This is a genomic window from Streptomyces swartbergensis (assembly GCF_002148965.1).
In the GTDB taxonomy this organism is placed as follows: Bacteria; Actinomycetota; Actinomycetes; order Streptomycetales; family Streptomycetaceae; genus Streptomyces; species Streptomyces swartbergensis.
Genome location: NZ_NGFN01000157.1, coordinates 1 through 19,213 on the forward strand (window position 1 = coordinate 1; position 19,213 = coordinate 19,213).

General features: G+C 72.5%; 17 protein-coding genes. 8 read left to right on the plus strand and 9 right to left on the minus strand.

Annotated elements, in window-relative coordinates; genetic code table 11:
* From CA983_RS23840 to CA983_RS23860, 5 genes are all read right to left on the minus strand, one after another.
* Nucleotides 1-1,144, minus strand: a 1,144-nt coding sequence (locus tag CA983_RS23840; RefSeq protein ID WP_086602948.1) for an MFS transporter, incomplete at its 3' end; no start/stop codon positions are given.
* 22 nt (nt 1,145-1,166) lie between these two features.
* Entirely contained in the window at nt 1,167-2,594 is a 1,428-nt protein-coding gene (locus tag CA983_RS23845; protein WP_086602932.1) for a CitMHS family transporter, read from the minus strand.
* A gap of 135 nt (nt 2,595-2,729) precedes the next feature.
* Nucleotides 2,730-4,997, minus strand: coding sequence for a molybdopterin oxidoreductase family protein (locus CA983_RS23850; protein ID WP_086602933.1), 2,268 nt, complete (start codon nt 4,995-4,997; stop codon nt 2,730-2,732).
* A gap of 93 nt (nt 4,998-5,090) precedes the next feature.
* Complete coding sequence (locus CA983_RS23855; RefSeq protein WP_086602934.1) at nt 5,091-5,708, minus strand: TetR/AcrR family transcriptional regulator; 618 nt, start codon at nt 5,706-5,708, stop codon at nt 5,091-5,093.
* Nucleotides 5,705-6,316 carry a hypothetical protein gene (locus tag CA983_RS23860; RefSeq protein ID WP_086602935.1) on the minus strand — a complete coding sequence of 204 codons (612 nt, stop codon included), beginning with the start codon at nt 6,314-6,316 and terminating at the stop codon, nt 5,705-5,707. The genes CA983_RS23855 and CA983_RS23860 overlap by 4 nt, the downstream gene beginning before the upstream one ends.
* 162 nt (nt 6,317-6,478) lie before the next feature.
* On the opposite strand from CA983_RS23860, the gene hmgA reads away from it, so the two are divergent.
* The 3 genes from hmgA to CA983_RS23875 all read left to right on the plus strand — a co-directional run bounded on the left by hmgA (nt 6,479) and on the right by CA983_RS23875 (nt 9,839).
* Complete coding sequence (gene hmgA, locus CA983_RS23865) at nt 6,479-7,795, plus strand: homogentisate 1,2-dioxygenase (RefSeq protein ID WP_086602936.1); 1,317 nt, start codon at nt 6,479-6,481, stop codon at nt 7,793-7,795.
* Nucleotides 7,796-7,821: 26 nt separating this feature from the next.
* The gene (locus CA983_RS23870; RefSeq protein WP_086602937.1) at nt 7,822-8,571 is read left to right on the plus strand and encodes a GntR family transcriptional regulator; all 750 of its coding nucleotides are present in this window, start codon (nt 7,822-7,824) and stop codon (nt 8,569-8,571) included.
* Between the two features lie 95 nt (nt 8,572-8,666).
* Complete coding sequence (locus tag CA983_RS23875; RefSeq protein WP_086602938.1) at nt 8,667-9,839, plus strand: type ISP restriction/modification enzyme; 1,173 nt, start codon at nt 8,667-8,669, stop codon at nt 9,837-9,839.
* An 11-nt stretch (nt 9,840-9,850) separates the two neighbouring features.
* On the opposite strand, the gene CA983_RS23880 is transcribed toward CA983_RS23875, so the two are convergent.
* Nucleotides 9,851-10,567, minus strand: coding sequence for a TetR/AcrR family transcriptional regulator (locus CA983_RS23880; protein WP_086602939.1), 717 nt, complete (start codon nt 10,565-10,567; stop codon nt 9,851-9,853).
* Between the two features lie 63 nt (nt 10,568-10,630).
* Between CA983_RS23880 and CA983_RS23885 the strand changes: the two genes are divergently transcribed.
* Nucleotides 10,631-11,593, plus strand: a complete 963-nt coding sequence (locus CA983_RS23885; protein WP_086602940.1) for an ATP-binding cassette domain-containing protein — start codon at nt 10,631-10,633, stop codon at nt 11,591-11,593.
* Nucleotides 11,590-12,372: an ABC transporter permease gene (locus tag CA983_RS23890; RefSeq protein WP_086602941.1), complete on the plus strand. Its 783-nt coding sequence runs from the start codon at nt 11,590-11,592 to the stop codon at nt 12,370-12,372. The genes CA983_RS23885 and CA983_RS23890 overlap by 4 nt, the downstream gene beginning before the upstream one ends.
* A 182-nt stretch (nt 12,373-12,554) precedes the next feature.
* Here CA983_RS23890 and CA983_RS23895 read toward each other — a convergent pair whose 3' ends face one another.
* The 3 genes from CA983_RS23895 to CA983_RS23905 form a co-directional block, all read right to left on the minus strand.
* Nucleotides 12,555-12,821 (minus strand): hypothetical protein, encoded by a 267-nt coding sequence (locus tag CA983_RS23895; RefSeq protein WP_086602942.1) that lies wholly within the window; start codon nt 12,819-12,821, stop codon nt 12,555-12,557.
* 126 nt (nt 12,822-12,947) lie between these two features.
* On the minus strand, nt 12,948-13,766 hold the full coding sequence (locus CA983_RS23900; RefSeq protein ID WP_086602943.1) for an anti-sigma factor: 819 nt from the start codon (nt 13,764-13,766) through the stop codon (nt 12,948-12,950).
* On the minus strand, nt 13,763-14,305 hold the full coding sequence (locus tag CA983_RS23905; protein ID WP_167407442.1) for a sigma-70 family RNA polymerase sigma factor: 543 nt from the start codon (nt 14,303-14,305) through the stop codon (nt 13,763-13,765). The genes CA983_RS23900 and CA983_RS23905 overlap by 4 nt, the downstream gene beginning before the upstream one ends.
* A 227-nt stretch (nt 14,306-14,532) precedes the next feature.
* Between CA983_RS23905 and CA983_RS23910 the strand changes: the two genes are divergently transcribed.
* From CA983_RS23910 to CA983_RS23920, 3 genes are all read left to right on the plus strand, one after another.
* Nucleotides 14,533-16,077, plus strand: coding sequence for a DUF4331 domain-containing protein (locus CA983_RS23910; protein ID WP_086602945.1), 1,545 nt, complete (start codon nt 14,533-14,535; stop codon nt 16,075-16,077).
* Nucleotides 16,078-16,184: 107 nt separating this feature from the next.
* Nucleotides 16,185-18,032, plus strand: coding sequence for a tetratricopeptide repeat protein (locus CA983_RS23915; protein WP_086602946.1), 1,848 nt, complete (start codon nt 16,185-16,187; stop codon nt 18,030-18,032).
* Nucleotides 18,029-19,213: sulfite exporter TauE/SafE family protein (locus CA983_RS23920; protein WP_086602947.1), on the plus strand; the 1,185-nt coding region annotated here is incomplete at its 3' end. The genes CA983_RS23915 and CA983_RS23920, both read left to right, overlap by 4 nt.

The following is a 19,213-nucleotide window of genomic DNA, read 5'->3' on the forward strand; positions in this document are numbered from 1 at the left end:
CCCCCGAGGACAGCAGCAACAGCACCCCGAGCATCACGAAGGGCGCCGCCACCCCCGCGACCCCGGCGATCAGCCCGGCCGCGGCGGGCGCGGCCACCTGGCCGAGCCGGTTGCCGGTCAGGCGCAGGGCCAGGGCCGTGGAACGGGCCTCGTCGGGGGCCGCCTGGACGACCGTCGTCATGGACAGCGGCTGCCCCACACCGAGGCAGAAGCCGAGCAGCACCAGCAGCAGGCCGAGCGCCCACACCGGCATCGGCAGGGCGATGCCCGCGCACAGCAGGGCCGCCAGCAGACAGGTCACCGTGAGCAGCAGGGTGCGGCCGAGCAGCCGCAGCAGGGGCGTCAGCACCAGACGGCAGGCGATGGTGGCCGCCGCTCGCAGGCTGAGCAGAACGCCGATCACGGACGGCGCGATGCCCCGGTGCTCGCCGACCACCGGAAGGTAGGCGGTGAGGATGTCGGTCGCGGACAGCACGGCGAGGCTGATGAGCATGCCGGCCGGCACGCCCCGGGTGCGCAGGATGCGCCCGACCGGGACACGGTCGCCCTTCTCCGCGCGGGACGTGGCCGCCGTGCGGCGGTGCTCGATGCGCCACAGCGAGGTGAACGCGACCGCCCCGATCGCACCCGCCGCGATCAGGGCGAGCGCGCTGGTGCCCGTCATGTCGTCGCCGCTGATCACCGCGCCCGCGGCGATGGGGCCGACGAGCTGGCCGAGTGCGGCACCGATGGTGAAGTGGCCGAAGTTGCGGTCCTGTTCGTGCGGCTCGGACTGGCGGGCGACGAGGGACTGGGAGCCGATGACGAAGCAGAGGTGGCCGAGGCCCATCACGCCGCTCCACAGGGCCATCGCCCACAGGGAGTTCGCGAGGCCGCTGAGCGCGCAGCCGCCGGATATGAGGAGCACGCCGACGGGCAGCAGGGGCGCGCAGCGGCCGTGGTCGGTGCGGCGGCCCAGGGGGACCGCGGCGAACAGCGGCAGCAGGGCGTAGACGCCCGCGATCACACCGATCGCCCGCTCGTCCGCACCCAGCGCGAGGGCCCGGTAGGAGACGGCGGGCCGGGCCATCGACACCGCCCCCTGCGCGAAGCTGAAGGCGATGACGAGGCGGAGCAGCCAGCCGCGGTTTCTACCGGGCCTCACGATGACGTCCTCCATGCGGTGGTCAGATGATTCCGAAGAGCATGCCCGCCCCGAGGATGACCAGGCAGGTGAGGGCGGCCCACTTCACGACGAACCTCGTGTGGTCGCCGAACTCCACCTTGGCCATGCCGACCAGGACGTACACGGCCGGGACCAGCGGGCTCGACATGTGCAGCGGCTGGCCGACGAGGGAGGCGCGGGCCATCTCCAGCGGGGAGACACCGTGCGCGGCGCCCGCCTCGGCGAGGACGGGCAGGACACCGAAGTAGAAGCCGTCGTTCGACATGAAGTACGTCAGCGGAAGGCTGAGGATGCCGGTGACCAGGGCCATGTGCGGGCCCATGCTGCCGGGGATGACGTCCACCATCCACTTGGCCATGTGGTCGACCATGCCGGTGCCCTGGAGGACGCCGGTGAAGACGGCGGCGGCGAAGACCATGCCGGAGACGTTCAGGACGTTCTCGGCGTGGGCGGCGATGCGGGCCTTCTGGTCCGGGATGTGCGGGAAGTTGACGGTGAGCACGAGTGCGGCGCCGAGCAGGAACAGCACCGGGATCGGCAGCACCTCCATGATCATGGCGGTGAGCAGGCCGACCGTGAGCAGCGCGTTGAACCAGTAAAGCTTGGGGCGCAGCGTGGCGCGGTGGGGGTCGAGGCCCTGGAAGTCGTCGTCCCGCTCGTCGGCGTCCGTGCCGGAACCCGCGCCGCCCGCGCCGCTCTTGCGCATGGAGACCTTGCCGTCGCCGGAGCCGCCGGAGCCGCCGGCGCCCACGAGGACCGTCTCGGTCTCCTTCTCCTCGACCTTCTCCTCCACCAGCACCTCGTCCAGCGTCAGGACGCCCAGCCGCCGGCGCTCACGCACACCGAGGACGTAGGAGAGGATGAAGACGAAGAGCAGACCCACCAGGAGCGCCGGGATCATCGGGACGAAGATGTCGCTGGCGTCGAGCTTGAGCGCGGTGGCGGCGCGGGCGGTCGGGCCGCCCCAGGGGAGGGTGTTCATCACGCCGTTGGCCATGGCGGCGACACCGGTCATCACGACCAGACTCATCTTCAGGCGCTTGTACAGCGGGTACATCGCCGAGACGGTGATCATGAAGGTGGTGGAGCCGTCGCCGTCCAGCGACACGATCGCGGCGAGCACGGCGGTGCCGACGACGATCCGCATCGGGTCGGCTTTGCAGAACTTGAGAATGCCGCGGACGACCGGGTCGAAGAGACCGACATCGATCATCACACCGAAGTAGACGATCGCGAACATGAGCATCGCCGCAGTGGGGGCGAGGTCGGTCACGCCGTCGAGGACGTAGTCGCCGAGCTTGGCGCCCTTGCCGACGAACACGCAGAACAGCGCGGGAATCAGCACGAGCGCCGCGATCGGCGACATCTTCTTCATCATGATCAGGACCAAGAAGGTCGCGATCATGGCGAAGCCGAGGATGGTCAGCATGAGTGGATACCTAACGTTCGCCCTTGAACATCCCACCAGGGCCGGCGGTGTCCGAGACGTTAGGTGCGTTCAAGCAGCGTTAACAAGACGTTGACGTGCGAGCAATAAGCGCAAAACTGCTGGTCACAGCTTTGCTCAGGTCAGAGCGGTGAGCTTTTCGGTCACGGATGCGCATCCGGGGGCCGTCTCGGGGGCGACCTCGACGGCTACTCCGTTGAGGACCGCGTTGCCCGACAGCGGGTCCAACAGGCGGCCGTCGAGGAGCTGGTTGACGTTGACGCCGGGGTCGGTCGCGGCGTGGCTGAGACGGGTGCCGGGGCGGTCGTGGCCCCAGCCGTGCGGCAGGCTCACCACACCCCGGCGCACCTCGTCCGTGACCTCGGCCGGTGCGGTCACCTCTCCCCCGGCGCCCTTCACCCGCACCGGTGCCCCGTCGCGCACGCCCAGCCGTTCGGCGTCCTCGGGGTGGATGTGCAGGGTGCAGCGGTTGGAGCCGCCGGTGAGGGCGGGCACGTTGTGCATCCAGCTGTTGTTCGAGCGGAGGTGACGGCGGCCGACCAGGACGAGTCCGTCGGGGCGCTCGGCCAGGGCGCGCTTGAGGCGGGGCAGATCGTCCGCGATCGGCTGCGGCAGCAGTTCCACCTTGCCGCTCCGGGTCTTCAGCGGCTGCGGGAGCCGGGGCCGCAGCGGGCCGAGGTCGATGCCGTGCGGGTGCGCGAGCAGCTTCTGAAGGGTCAGTCCGTCCGGTCGTACGCCGAAGCCGTCGCCGTAGGGGCCGAGGCGCAGCATCATGTCCAGCCGCCGCTCGGGGCCGGTGTCGCCGGTGAGCAGCGCGGCGAGTTCGCGGGGGTCACGGCCGTGGACGGGCGAGTGCGGCTCCTTGACGGCCTTGCCGAGGGTCTGGTCGATGACCATCTGGTCGACGGCGGCGGGATCGGCCCCGTGCATGCCGGTGACGGCGAGGATGAGCCGGGCCAGGATCTCCGTCTCGGCCATCCGGCCCGGCTCCAGCGGGATCGCGGGGCGGGTGTAGCGGACCTGGTTGCGGACGGCCAGGGTGTTGAAGGCGAAGTCGTGGTGCGGGCTCTGGGAGGGCGGAGGCGGGGGCAGGACGACGTCGGCGTGGCGTGCGGTCTCGTTGAGGTACGGGTCGACGCTGACCATGAAGTCGAGCGATTCGAGCGCCTTGTCGAGCCGGTCGCCGTCGGGCGCGGAGAGCACGGGGTTGGCGGCGACGGCGAGGAGCGCGCGGACCGGTTCGCCCTCCTCGGTGGCGGTGTCGATCTCCTCCGCGAGGGCGGACAGGGGCAGTTCGCCCTTGGCTTCCGGGTGCCGGCTCACGCGGGAGTGCCAGCGCCCGACGGCGAAGCCGCGGCCGGGCCCGGCGGGGCGCGGGGTCTTGTCGGTGGCGGCCTGCGGGAAGAGCGCGCCGCCGGGCCGGTCGAGGTTGCCGGTGAGGATGTTCAGGACGTCGACGAGCCAGCTGGCCAGGGTGCCGTGCGGGACGGTGCAGCTGCCGATGCGGCCGTAGACGGCGGCGGTGGGGGCGGCGGCGAGCTCGCGGGCGAGGGTGCGGATGACGTCGGCCTCGACATCGCACGCGGCGGCGACGGCTTCGGGGGTGAACTCGCGCAGCGCGTCGGCCACTTCCTCGACGCCCTGGACGTGCGGGGTCGGTTCGGTGAGGCCCTCGGCGAAGAGCACCTGGGCCATCGCCGCCAGCAGCAGCGCGTCGGTGCCGGGCCGCACGGCGATGTGCCGGTCGGCGAGCTTCGCGGTGCGGGTGCGCCGCGGGTCGATCACGACGAGCGTGCCGCCACGGGCCTTGAGCGCCTTGAGTTTGCCGGGGAAGTCGGGGGCCGTGCACAGACTGCCGTTGGACTCCAGCGGGTTGGCGCCGATCAGGAGCAGATGGTCGGTGTGGTCCAGGTCGGGCACGGGGATGGCGTTCGCGTCGCCGTAGAGCAGTCCGCTGGAGACGTGCTTGGGCATCTGGTCGACCGTGGAGGCGGTGAAGATGCTGCGCGTGCCGAGCCCGGCGAGCAGCACCGCCGGGTAGAGGGCGCCGGCCATGGTGTGCACGTTGGGGTTGCCGAGGACGACGCCGACGGCGTTCGGGCCGTACCGCTCGACGAGGGGCCGGATGCCGGCGGCGACCGCGTCGAAGGCCTCCTCCCAGGTGGCCTCGCGCAGCTCGCCGTCCCTGCGCACGAGCGGCGTGCGCAGCCGGTCGGGGTCGGCGTCGACGGCCCCGAAGGAGGCGCCCTTGGGGCAGATGAACCCCTTGCTGAAGACGTCGTCGCGGTCACCGCGGGCGTGGGTGACGCGCGTCCCCTCGATGGTGAGGGTCAGGCCGCAGGTGGCCTCGCACAGGGGACAGATACGCAGGGCGGTGCGGGACACGGGTCCTCCAGGGGCGGCGGCTACGGTGACGCACGGACGCGCCCGAGCATACCGACCGGTATGCACGGAGGGGAGGCCCCAGGCGGCACCAGGTCAGTCGAGCACCCGGGCCAGATACGCCCTCAGCATCTCCCGCATCTCCTCGATGATCTTCTCGTCCCCGTCCGGCGCGACCCGGAACGCCAGGTGCACCAGGGTGTCGGCGGTCTCCACGGCGATGAGGAAGACCCGGCGCAGCTCCTCGTCGGGCTCACGTTCGAGATAGCCGGAAAGAAGCTCGGTGAGGCGGTCGGCGACGCGGTGGTTGGGTTCGGCCTGGCGGGCGCCGACCGGGATCTGGTTGCCGAAGTCGACGAGGGAGAAGCCGGGCGCGGTGCGCTTCATCTCCAGGTACTCGTCGAGCACGGCGTCCATGGCCTCGCGCCAGCCCCCGTCGTCCGCCTCCCGCAGGCGCTGGGTGACCCGCTCCGAGAAGCGCTCCAGGTTGCGCTGGGCCAGCGCGTCGACCATCTGGCGCTTGTTGCCGAAGAAGCGGTAGACCGAGCCGATGGGGACTCCGGCCCGCTGGGCGACGGCACGGGTGCTCAGGGCGTCGTAGCCGACCTCGTCGAGGAGGCCGGCGCAGGCGTCGAGGATCCTGGTCAGGCGTTCGGCGCTACGTCGCTGCACGGGCGCACGGCGGAGCGATGTCGCGTGGGGCACGGGCTTCATGATGCCTTTCCGGCGCGGTCCGGTGAACCTCGCCCCCCGGCAGGTGACGGGGTCGCCGCACGGGCCCGCGCCTTCCGCCGGGCGCTCGCGCTCGGCGCCGTGCCCGGGCCCGGCTCCGACGCGGTGATGTCGGCCGTGCTCTCCACGGGTGCGCCGTCCACCACCCATACGGTGCCGTCGTCGGCGTAGAGGCGGGCCGTCACCTGGTGCGTGCCGCGCGGTACGAGCCGACCGGAGAGGCGGTACCCGGGGGCGCGGAGCCGGGCGACGAGGCGGCCGTCCACGTAGAGGTGCGCGAGGCCGCGTCCGGCCACCGCCCCGGCCGCCGTGCCGGCCGGCGAGAAACGGAAGTTCCGCAAGGTCAGGCGTACGTCCCAGCCGTCGGCCGCGCCGGGCTGCACCTCGATGCCGACGCCGGGGGCGCCCTCCTGCCCCACCTCCCGGTAGGGCCGCCCCTCGTCGTCCCGGTCCTCCAGCAGCCTGCCCACCGGCGCGAGCGACGCCCCGCCGCCCCGCTCCCGCTCGGCACTGGAGCCGCAGCCCGCGGATCCGGCCACGAGGAGGACACAGACCGCGAGCACGGCCAGAGGTCCCCGTGTACACGACATGCCGGGAAGCGTAGAACACGCGTCCGGTACCGCGGATCGTCCTGGAGTCGGGTTCCGGTCATCCGCCGGAAGGAGGGCGCGCGGGACACGTGTCCCCCTTGCGCTGGGGAAAACGCAATCCTACGGTGTTGCATAGGAATCGGACGCAAGGGAGCAGCGATCATGGCCACGGACGCGCGGAAGACCGCCGAAGGGCTGACCTATCTCTCCGGCTTCGGCAACGAGCACAGCTCCGAGGCCGTCCCGGGCGCACTGCCGGAGGGTCGCAACTCGCCCCAGCGGGCCCCGCTCGGGCTGTACGCGGAACAGCTGAGCGGTACGGCCTTCACCGAGCCCCGGGCCCACAACCGCCGCTCGTGGCTGTACCGGATCCGCCCGTCGGCCGCGCACCCGGTGTTCACCCGCACGCACAACGGCTCGATCCGCACCGCCCCCTTCACCCAGACCGTGCCCGACCCCAACCGCCTGCGCTGGAACCCGCTGCCCGACCCGGCGCCGGAAACCGACTTCCTGGCCGGTCTGTGGACCCTGGGCGGCAACGGCGACGTCACCCAGCGCACCGGCATCGCCGTCCACCTCTACACCGCCAACGCCTCGATGGACCGGGTGTTCAGCGACGCCGACGGCGAGCTGCTGATCGTCCCGGAGCGCGGCGGGCTGCTGCTGCGCACGGAGTTCGGTCTGCTCCATGTGGAGCCGGGCCATGTGGCGCTCGTCCCGCGTGGGGTCCGCTTCCGTGTGGAGTTGCTGGACGGGTCTGCCCGCGGCTATGTGTGCGAGAACTACGGCGCGCCCTTCCGCCTCCCCGACCTGGGCCCGATCGGCGCGAACGGCCTCGCCAACCCCCGGGACTTCCGCGCCCCGGTCGCCGCGTACGAGGACGTCGAGGGCCCGGTGGAAGTGGTGAACAAGTTCTGCGGCAACCTGTGGACGGCCACCTACGACCACTCCCCGCTCGATGTCGTCGCCTGGCACGGCAACCATGTGCCGTACATCTACGACCTTCGCCGTTTCAATGTGCTCGGCACCATCACGTACGACCACCCGGACCCGTCGATCTTCACGGTGCTGACGTCCCCGTCGGACACCCCGGGGCTGGCGGGTGCCGACTTCGTGGTGTTCGCCCCGCGCTGGCTGGTGGGCGAGGACACGTTCCGGCCGCCGTACTTCCACCGGAACGTGATGACCGAGTACATGGGACTCATCGAGGGCGCGTACGACGCGAAGGCGGAAGGCTTTGTGCCGGGCGGCGGCTCGCTGCACAACATGATGTCGGCGCACGGCCCGGACCGGGAGACCTTCGACCGGGCGAGCGCCGCCGAGCTGAAGCCGCAGAAGATCGACGACGGCCTGGCGTTCATGTTCGAGACGCGCTGGCCGATCACCCTCACACCGCAGGCGGCCCGCGCCGAACACCTCCAGCAGCGCTACGACGACGTCTGGCAGGGCCTGGAGCGGCACTTCCGTCCCTTGCACTGAACAGCCCCGACCGGTACGGATGGCCCGTGACCTCCTTCGCTCCGGATTCGATCGTCCTGAACCGCAAGCTGCCGCTCTGGTACCAGGTGTCGCAGTCGCTGCGCGCCTCGATCCTCGGCCGCTCGCCCCAGGACCCGCTGCGCCTGCCCACGGAGGAGCAGCTCGCCGGGCACTACGGGGTGAGCGTGCTGACCATGCGGCAGGCACTGAAGGAGTTGGAGGACGAGGGGCTCATCTCGCGCCACCGCCGGCGCGGCACGTTCATCGAGCCGCACGCGCGCCGGGGTTCCCCGGTCCGCCTGCTCGGCTCGGTGGACGCGATCGTGGCCCAGCAGTCCGGCATGACGACCGAGCTGCTGGACCACGGCACCGCCCCGGTGCCGGCCGAACTCGCCGAGTTCTTCCCGGAGCTGCCCGAGGTGGCGACGTACCACCGGCTGCGCAGCGACGAGAAGACCGGCGAGCCGACCAACCACGCCCGCAACTACGTGCGTCCCGAACTGGCCGCGCGCATGGACCTGGACGACCTGGTCCGGTGGCCGATGACCAAGGTGCTGCGGGACGTCGTCGGGGCGGACATCAGCCGCATCACGGACACGGTGGAGGCCCGCCTGGCCGACCCGGAGACCGCGAAGCTGCTCCAAGTACCGCTGCTCAGCCCGATCCTGCACTACACGGGCGTCACGTACGACGCGGGCGGGCGGCCCTTGGACGTGGCCGTCATCCAGTACCGGGGGGACCGCTTCTCCTTCACGGTGACCCTGGACGCGACGTAGGCGCTCCGCGGGAAGCGTGGTGATGCGCCTGCGGGCCGGAGGGGGCTGGTCGCGCAGTTCCCCGCGCCCCTTCGGAGCGCTCGACACGTCGTACGATGCCCTGCGTGACGCACGACGACGCTCCGCTGCTGGCGGACCTCATGCCGTGGTCCGTCGCACCGCCGCGGCTCGGCCGGGGGTGGCCGGCGGGCCCCGACGCGGCGTCCCTGAAGGCCCGCTGGGACGCCCTGATGAAGGCCGAGGGACCCGACCGCGAGACCCTGTTCGAGCCGACCCGCTCCCGCACGCCGCACACGGCGGTCGGTCAGTTGCCCGGCCAGGCCGGCAGCGGCACACAGAAGCTGGCGCGGGCCTCGGGGCCGTGCCCGGAGCCGGTGCGCGTGCTGTACGCCCCCTTCGACGAGCAGTGGCTGATCCCCGACCAGCGGCTGATCGACGCGGCCCGCCCGGAGCTGTGGCGGGTGGCCGACGAACGGCAGGTCTTCGTGCTGGAGGCACCCGAGGCCCCAGGAGGTGTCGGCAGGGTCCCGCGCGTGTTCGTCACCTCACTGCTCCCGCTGCTGCGCCCCGGCCGGATCCGCCCGCTGTTCCGGCGGCCGGACGGGCAGGAGCCGAACCTGGCTCCCGGTCTGCTCGCCCACCTGGCCACCCGCCTGGGCAGCTCCCCCACACCGCTGGACGTGCTGGCCTGGATCACGGCGACGGCCCGCCCGGACCTGTCCGTCCCCCTCACCGGGGACGCCGACGCCTGGGCGCGAGGCCTGGAGCTGGGCCGCCGACTGCTGTGGCTGATGCGCCGCGACGGCGAACGCCCCAGGCTCCCCGGCGGCCGCCGCCCCTACGTCCGCGCCCCGCTGCCGTCCCGCCCCCTGACCCTGCGCTACGACCGGGACGAGGAGGCTCTCCTGCTGGACGAGGGCCGCGTCTCCCCGGTGCCCCCGGAGGCCTGGGACTTCGAGGTGGGCGGGGTGCGCGTCCTGGAACAGTGGTTCACGGCGCGCGTCACCGAGGCCGAGCCGGGCACACTCGCCGCGATCCGCCCCGCCACGTGGCCCCAGACCTGGACGTCGGAGCTGCTGGAACTGATCACGGTCCTGGCCCTGCTGTCCGAACTCCGCCCGCTGGAGGAACCGACGATCCCCGACCCGGTCACGACGACCGAACTGCGCGAGGCCGGCGTCCTCCCGGTACCGGCGCCGGCCCGCCGCCCGGCCTCGGTGCTGGACGGCCCCGAGGAGGGGCCGGAGGGGCAGCTCGCGCTGCTCTAGAGCCACAGGCCTTAACGGAGTCCGGGGTCGTAGGCGTCCAGTACGCGTTCGAGGGCCCGTCTGAACACCGCCTCCAGGTCGACCGGCCCGCTCTGCTCCATGAAGGCCGCGGCCAGTCGCGGATACGCGCCGGTGGCCACCTGGCTGCCCAGGTAGGCCATCCGGACCGCGTTCTCCTCCTCCACGGACCACGGCATGGAGCGGGTGCGCTCGACGGTCGCGATGTCGTTGGCGGTGTACGTCGTCACGACCCCGTTGAGCAGGGCGATCAGCTCCGTCTTCGTGCCGGCCGGAACGTCGAGCGGTTCGAGGCAGGCCAGGCAGTGCTCCAGGTAGCGCAGTGTGTTGGGGCTGAAGCCGAACACCCCGGACATCAGGCGCGGCACCCAGGTGTGGCGGTACATGATGGCGCGCGTCTGCCCCGCGTTGCGGAGCATGTCGGCGCGCCAGTCGCCCGTGGGCTCGAACAACTCGTGCTCGGCACCGACGGCGTCCACCATCAGCTCGTACAGGTCCTCCTTGCGGGGGACGTAGTTGTACAGCGACATCGTGCCGCAGCCCAGTTCCGCCGCGACATGCCGCATGGACACCGCGTCCAGCCCCTCCGCGTCGGCGATCCGCACCGCCGCCGCCGCGATGTCGGCGCGGGTGAACGCCGGTTTCGGCCCACGGCCGGTGCGCTCGGGGCGCGCCCAGATCACTTCGGGTACGGCCGCTCGGCCCGCCATCGGTCATCACCTCGGCCTCCATCCTAGTTACGTACACCGTACGTAGTGCGCTATGGTCGGGCCATGACTTCTACGTACGCTGTACTTAGTGAGGGTCTGGAGAAGCGGTTCGGGGAGGTCCGTGCCCTGCGCGGGCTGGATCTCGCGGTGGCCGAGGGGACGGTGTGCGGGGTCCTCGGGCCGAACGGGGCGGGCAAGACCACGGCCGTACGGCTGCTGACCACGCTGCTGCGGCCGGACGCGGGCTCCGCGCGGGTCGCCGGGCACGACCTCGCCCGGGAGGCCGCCGCCGTACGGAGCCGGATCGGTGTCACCGGCCAGGACACGTCGATCGACGGGGACCTCACGGGCCGTCAGAACCTGCTGCTGTTCGGCCGGCTGCACCGGGTGCGCGGCCCTGCCGGCCGGACCACGGAACTCCTCGACCGTTTCGGGCTGGCCGAGGCCGCCGACCGGCCCGCCTCCACCTACTCCGGCGGCATGCGGCGCCGGCTGGACCTGGCGGCGAGCCTGATCCGCCGCCCCGAGGTGCTGTTCCTGGACGAGCCGACGACCGGCCTCGACCCGGCCAGCCGCAACCTCATCCGGGACGCGGTGCGCGATCTGACCGCCGAGGGCACGACCGTGCTCCTCACCACCCAGTACCTGGAGGAGGCCGACCAACTCGCCGACGACATCGCCCTGGTGGACCGCGGCCGGGTCGCGCACACCGGGTCGCCGGCGCAGCTCAAGGCGCTCGTCGGGGCACACGCCGAGGTCGTCGTGTCGGACGCGGACGCGCTCACGAAGGCCGCGGCCGTCCTCGACCGGCTCACGGGCGCGCAGCCGTCGTTCGACCACGAGCGGAACGCCGTCGGCGCGGTCGCCAAAGACCCGACGCTCACCCTCCCGCTGCTCGTTCGCACGCTGGACGCGGCGGGCGTGCCGCTGCTCGACGTGAGCCTGCGGCCACCGACCCTCGACGACGTCTTCCTGCGCCTCACGGACACCACGACCACGACCGACGAGAAGGAGCGTGCCGCATGAGCATGCTGGCCTACGACGGGACCGCGATGCTGGGCCGCCAGCTGCTGCGGATGCGGAACAACCCGGGGCTGCTGATCCTCACCCAGACGATGCCGGTCAGCATGCTGCTGTTCTTCGGTTACGTCTTCGGCAGTGCCCTGGCGATGCCGGGCGAGGCGTACCGGTCGTTCCTCGTGCCGGGCCTGCTGGTGGCGACCGCCGCGGGCGGGATCATGACCGGCATGTTCCAGGCGGCCCAGGACACGCACCGGGGTGTGACGGACCGCTTCCGTACGCTGCCGATGAGCCGGGCGGCCGTACCGCTGGGGCAGGCCGCCGCGGACGTGGTGGTCACGGCCGTAGGGACGGTGCCGTTCCTGCTGGTGGGACTCGCGGTGGGCTGGCGGATCGAGGGCGGTCCGCTGGCGGCGGTGGGGGCCGTCGGGCTGCTGATGCTGTTCCGCTTCGCCTGCACCTGGGCCGGGATCTACCTCGGCCTGCTCACCCGGAACGAGGAGGCGGCCGGCCAGCTGGGCGGGGCGACCTTCCTGCTGCCGCTGCTGTCCAGCGCGTACATCCCGACGAGCGGGCTGCCGGGGTGGCTGCGGACGGTCGCGGAGTGGAACCCGATCAGCGCGGTGGCGACGGCGCTGCGGGACTTGTTCGGCAACGCCCCGGTGCCCGACGAGGCGGCCTGGCCGGTGGCCCACCCCGTCGCGGGGTCGCTGCTGTGGTGCGCGGTGCTGCTCGGGGTGTTCGTGCCGCTGGCCGTGCGTCAGTACGCGCACGGGGAGCGGTGAAGGGGCGGCCGGAACTCGGGAGCCGGGCGACGCCCCCGGTCAACTGCCGGGCGGGGAGTGGCACCGACTGGGGGCGGGCCGCGCTCGGGTACACACCTGGCGCTGCTGCGTGCCGTGGGGATGACGGACGACGAGTGCGCAGCGTTGCACCAGGGGCGGTGTGACCGCCCGAGCGCGGGCCCCTACTTGCCGCCGAACAGCGAGCGGCGCAGCCTGCGCAGCGGCGCGAAGAGCGAGACGCGGCGCACGCGCGCTCCCCTGCCACTGCGGTCCTGCGGTCGACGCGCGGTCAGTTCGCGCATCAGCGAGGTCGCCTCGACCGTCTCCCGCTGCGGGACGGCAGGGCCACCCAGCACCGAGAGGTGGCGGTCGAGGCGCGAACTGGTCGCGCTGCTCCCGCAGGTGATCGCAGGGACCCTCGCCCTGCTGCGCACTGTTATCTGTTCCATGTCACTCCCCACCCGTACGAGTCCACCCGGCCCGGGCAGGTTAACCCTATCGCCCCGTCCGGGCACTCGTGTATCGCGGTCACAGGATTCACCTTCCCCATAAGGGGGTTGACGATGTATCTCCGATTACTCTCCGAATCCGACAGATTTCAGGGCGAGTTGGACGATCGGCTGGCTGGTGGGCTGCGGCGATCCGCCGTCGGGCTCGACGGTTACGGCCAGTGACGTCGCGGAGGTGCCGAGATCCGTCGCGACCAAGGGCGTGTCGCCCTCGAAGAGACCCAGGGAGCGTGGTTGCGCGCCCGGGCGCATGAGCCACAGCTGGTGCACTCGGCCGCCCGGCGGGGCACCGTATCCGCCGAGGGTGACCACCGCGCTCCCCTCCGAGGCGGAGGCGATCACCCCGATGGTTCGGCCCCGCCCGTCCCGGCCGCTGCTCGCACGGGCGTCCGGAGCCGCGAGAACGTGGGCGATCTCACGTGACCGGTCCCGCTCTGCGGTCAGCTGGTCCTGGGTCCGGTTCGCCTGCACGGCGAACAGCGAGGCGACGACGAGAGCCGCGGCGGCGGTGGCCGTGGCGAAGGGCACGAACAGCGGGATCCGGCGCCGCTGCCGCTGCCGCGGCGGCGGCTGGGTGCCCCACACGTGCGGCGGCAGCTGCGGCGCACGCGCGCGCGCCGGCTCGCGTGCCGCGTCCCGCGGCGCCGGGTCCTGCGGAGTGGTCCGTACGGCGGCCATGACCCGGTCGCGCAGGGCGGCGGGAGGCGGGGCGGCCGCGGACCAGGCGAGCCGGACGGCGTCCTCGGACAAGGCGCGCACCTCGGCGGCGCAGCGGCCGCAGTCCCTCAGGTGCTTCTCGAAGCGGACCCGCTCCGGAGGTTCCAGGGCGTCGAGCGCGTAGGGCGCGGCGAGCGAGTGCGGGTCCTCGCGGCGGAAGAGACTCATGCCACGCCTCCCAGGCACTCGCGCATCCGGGTCAGCCCGTCGCGCATCCGCGTCTTGACGGTGCCCAGCGGCAGGGACAGCCGCTCGGCCACCTCACGGTAGGTGTAGCCCTCGTAGTAGGCGAGGGTGACGGACTGGCGCTGGAGGTCGGTGAGACGGTCCAGGCAGACGCGTACCCACTCGCGTTCGAGCCCCGCCTCGACCTCCTCGGTGACCTGGTCGAAGGCCGGATGGTGGGCGCGCCAGGCCTCCCGCTGCTCACGCTCGCCGGCCGCGCGGGCGCTGCGCACCCGGTCGACGGCACGGCGGTGGGCGAGCGTGAGGATCCACGACATCGCGCTGCCCCGGCCCGGGTCGAACTTCGCGGCCGAACGCCACAGTTCGAGCAGCACCTCCTGCGCCACCTCCTCCGACTGGGCGGGGTCGCGCACCACACGCCGTACGAGCCCGAACACCGGGCCGGACACCAGCCCGTACAGATCCTCGAAGGCCTTCTGGTCGCCGCCCGCCACGAGCAGCAGCAGCTCGTCCGCCTCCACAAGGTCCCCCTCTCCCAGGCCGCACGGGGCCTGTCCCCTCACACGAGGCATTCGCAACACACGCACCTCCGGATGGGGTTACGGATCAGCGCGCCGAAAACGCGGGTCGCCCGGCGATGAAACAACTTTCCCCACGCGCCGTAAGAACGTTTGAGATTCGACCAATCCGCTTCGCCGACCGCTCCGAATGGCGTGTGTCAGGCAAGTTGGCACTGAGGACGGACGGCATGACACCTATTTCCAGGGCCATCCCCGGGACCAGTACGGGACGCAGGAGCATCGCGACCGCGATCTGTGGTGCGCTGGCCGCCGGCGGGCTCGCAGCCGCCGGTGTGACCGCGCTGGAACCTGAGGCGGCCTCCGCCTCCAGTCACCGCGAAGCCCCCCTGATCTCGGGGACCCCGCAGTACGACAACACCGACGTGTACGCGTTCGTCAGCCCGGACAAGCCGGACACGACGACCATCGTCGCGAACTGGATCCCCTTCGAGGAGCCGGCCGGCGGGCCGAACTTCTTCACGTTCGCCGAGGACGCCCAGTACGACCTGCGCATCGACAGCAACGGTGACGCGAAGGAAGACCTGCTGTTCCGGTACACGTTCAAGACGCACACGAAGAACGACAAGACGTTCCTCTACAACACGGGTCCGGTCGAGAGCCTCGACGACCCCGACCTCAACATCACGCAGACGTACGACCTCGAACTGATCAAGCTGCGCGATCTGAAGGCGGTGTCGAAGACCAAGGTCGCCGACGACGTGCCGGTGGCGCCGTCGAACGTCGGCAAGGCGTCGATGCCCGACTACAACACCCTGCGCAAGCAGGCGATCCACAAGCTCGCCGGGGGCGCCCAGACGTTCGCCGGGCAGGCCGACGACCCGTTCTTCCTGGACCTCAGGGTCTTCGACCTGCTGTACGGCGGGAACCTCTCCGAGGTCGGCAACGACACGCTCAAGGGCTACAACGTCAACACGATCGCCCTTCAGGTCCCCAACAGCTTCATCACCCAGTCGCACGACCAGCCGGTCGTCGGCATCTGGTCGACGACGCAGCGCAAGAACGCCCAGGGCTACTTCGCGCAGGTCTCGCGCCTCGGCAACCCGCTGGTCAACGAGGTCGTCAACCCGCTGAAGGACAAGGACAAGTTCAACGCGTCCGCGCCGCGGGACGACGCCCAGTTCCTGCAGAACGTCACCAACCCGGAGCTGCCGAAGCTCATCGAGGCGATCTACAAGATCCCGGCGCCCGCCGAGCCGCGCAACGACCTGGTCGACGTGTTCCTCAAGGGCGTCAAGGACCTCAACCAGCCGCCGCACGTGACGCCGTCGGAGCAGCTGCGTCTCAACACGTCCATCAAGCCGGCCGCCAAGCCCAAGCGGCTGGGAGTCCTGGACGGCGACAACGCGGGCTTCCCGAACGGCCGGCGGCTGACCGACGACGTGATCGACGCCTCGCTCCAGGTCGTCGAGGGCGAGCTGCTGGGCGCGAAGAACGACCTGGGTGACGCGGTCGACAAGAACGACAAGAAGTTCGAGAAGGCCTTCCCCTACGTCGCGCTGCCGACGGAGGGTTCGCGCGGCCCGCTCGCCAAGGGCGTGGACGGCGGCAACGACGTCCGCAGCCAGCTCGGTGACGCGCTGCAGCCGGCCGGCGCCCAGGGTTCGGACGACATGCGCCTGATCGCCGCGTCCGCCGGGGCCGGGGCGGGCGGCATCGTCCTGATCGGCGCGGCCCTCATGTGGTGGCGCCGCATGCGGAACCGGGCGTACTGACCCGCTCCGCTTCCACCGACCGGCGCGGCCCGTCCCCCGTCCCCCACGGCACGGGCCGCGCCTCTCCCTCACCACACCCGCACCCGCACAGCCGACTAGGAGAGGTCATGCCTCCGCGTACGACGGACAGCGCACCGGAGAGGCGCGACGACGACCACCAGCGCCCCGACCAGGAGACCGACGCAGAGCGGTCGGCGGGGCGGAGTCAGGGGCAGGCCGGCCTGGGCACCGACGCCGGGGCGGACGCGGGGCGGGGCGGCGGTCCGGCTGCCGAAGCGGGCGACGGGCCGCACCCGGCCCCAGCCGGCGGGGCAGAAGGCGGGACAGGGGCCGGGCACGACACCGACCCGGTTCCCGGGGCGGCGGGCACGGGAGGTGCGGACTCCCCCGACATGGAGGCGCGCGCCGCGAACGGCCCCGACACCGGCACCGGCACCGGCACCGGCCCGGATGCCGAGAGCACGCCCGGCACCCACGACCGTCCCCGCGCCGGGAACGAATCCGCCGCCGAGGGCGAGCCTGACGGACACGGCGGCTCCGGCCCTCGCTCCGAGAACGACGCCGACGCCGACGAGCGCGTGGCCGCGGTGCGGCGGGCCGCTGATGGCGGGCGGCGCTGGCGGGCCGCTCATCTGGCCGGGTGCGCCGCGCTGTTGGCCGTCGCGCTGACCGGTGGGGCCGTCGCCTTCGGAGGTGACGGGGACGGCCGCGCGGGGGCCGGGGTCGAGGCCGTGTCCGCAGCCGGGGCTCTTGCGCCCGGCGTGCTGGCCCGCGGTGATCTCGACTCGGGGATCGGGTCCCTGCAGAAGCATCTTCGCGCCCAGCCCAGGGACTTCGGGAGCTGGGCCACCCTCGGGACCGCCTACGTCGAACAGGCCCGGACGAAGGGCGACCCCTCGCGCTATCCGCAGGCCGAGCGCGCGCTGAAACGCTCCCTGGAGCTGGACCCCGGTAACGACCAGGCTCTGGCCGGCCGTGCCGCCCTCGCCGCCGCCCGGCACGACTTCACCGGCGCGCTGAAGGACGCCGACCGGGCCCTGAAGCAGAACCCCTACAACGAGCGCGCCCTGTGCACCCGTATCGACGCCCTCGTCGAACTCGGCCGGTACGAGGAGGCCGCCGAGGCCGCCCGCACCGCCGACGGCAGGCGGCCCGGGGTCCCCGTCTTCACGCGGTACGCGTACGTGAAGGAGCTGCGCGGCGACGTCCGTACGGCGCGTGACGTGCTGGAGCGCGCCCTGGAAGCCGCCGACTCGCCCGCCGACATCGCGTACGTCGCCACCGCCCTCGGGCAACTCGCCTGGAACCAGGGCGAGTACGAGACGGCCCTCGACCACTACGCCCGTGCCCTCGCCGCCGACGAGGACTACCTCCCCGCCCTGGAGGGCCGCGCCCGCGCCCAGGCCGCGAGCGGCGACCGGGCCGCCGCCGTCGAGGGACTGGAACAGGTCGTCACCCGCTTCCCGCTGCCCGGCCCGCTCGTCGCCCTCGGCGAGCTGTACGAGGACCGCGGCGCCGACGGCGACCGGGCGAAGGCCGGCGACCAGTACGCCCTCGTCGACGCCTGGACGTCCCTCGCCCGCGCGGGCGGTGTCAACGCCGACCTCGACTCGGCCATGGCCGCCGCCGACCACGGCGACAAGAAGGAGGCCCTGCGCGCCGCCCGCGCCGAGTGGAACCGCCGGCACAGCGTGCACACCGCCGACGCCCTCGCCTGGGCCCTGCACGTCAACGGCCGCGACGACGAGGCCCTGCCGTACGCCCGCCGCGCCACCGCGACCGGCTACCGCAACGCCGCATTCCTCTACCACCGCGGCATCATCGAACGCGCCACCGGGAACGAACGCGAAGCCCGCGACCACCTGAAAGCCGCGCTCGACCTGAACCCCGGCTTCTCGCCGCTCGGCGCCCGCGAGGCCCGTACCGCGCTCAAGGACCTGGAGGGGACCCGGTGACCCCGCGCCGCCTGTTCGCGTCCGGCGCCGCCGTCCTCACGGCCGCCTGCGCACTCACCCTGCTGCCCGCCGGCCCGGCGAGCGCCCACCCGCTGGGCAACTTCACCGTCAACCGCTACGACGGTCTGGTCGTCGCGCCCGGCGAACTCCGTGTCCACCACGTCGAGGACCTCGCCGAGATCCCGGCGACCCAGGCGGGACCGGACATCGAGCGGCTGGGCATGACCCTGTGGGCCCGCGAGCGGTGCGCCGCTGCCGCCGCGGACAGCGAGGTCACCGTCGACGGCCGCGGCACCCCGCTCACCGCCGAGCGCAGCCACGCGCGCGTGCGGCCCGGGCAGGCGGGGCTCGACACCCTCCGCGTGGAATGCGAGCTGACCGCTCCCCTGCCGTCCGGCGAGTCGGACAAGGAGACCGTGTCCCTCGGCTTCCGGGGCGCGGGCGCCTCCTCCGGCCCGGGCTGGCGGGAGATCACGGCACGGGGCGACCGTATGACGCTCACCGAGTCGGACGTGCCGGAGAAGTCGATATCGGCCGAACTGACCCGCTACCCCGAGGAGTTGCTCTCCTCCCCGGCCGACACCGCGGCCGCCGCCCTGCGCGTGCGCCCCGGCGGCGCGGCCCTGGCCGAGGAGGAGTCGGACGCCCCCGCCGCCTCCGTGCTGCCGCGCGGCGCCGACCGCTGGACCCGGGCCCTGGACGACCTGGTCGCCCGGCACGACCTCACCGCGGGCTTCGCCGCGCTGGCCCTGCTCATCGCCGTCGTCCTCGGCGCGCTGCACGCGCTCGCCCCGGGCCACGGCAAGACCATCATGGCCGCGACGGCGGCGGCCCGGGGCGGCCAGGCCCGGATGAAGGACGTCCTGCCCATGGCCGCCTCGGTGACGGTCACCCACACCCTGGGCGTGGTCGCCCTGGGCCTCCTGGTCACGGCCGGCTCGGCGGCGGCCCCCTCGGTGATCGCCTGGCTCGGCGTCGCCAGCGGCATCCTGGTGACCCTGGCGGGCGCGAGCCTGGTCCGCCGCGCCCTGCGCAACCGCGCGCACACCCACCACCACGGCGCCCGTGGCGGCCACACCCACCCACACGACGACGAGAGCCACGGCCACAGCCACGCGCACGACCACCATCACGACCACGACCACGACGATCACGACCACGATCAGCACCACCACGATCAC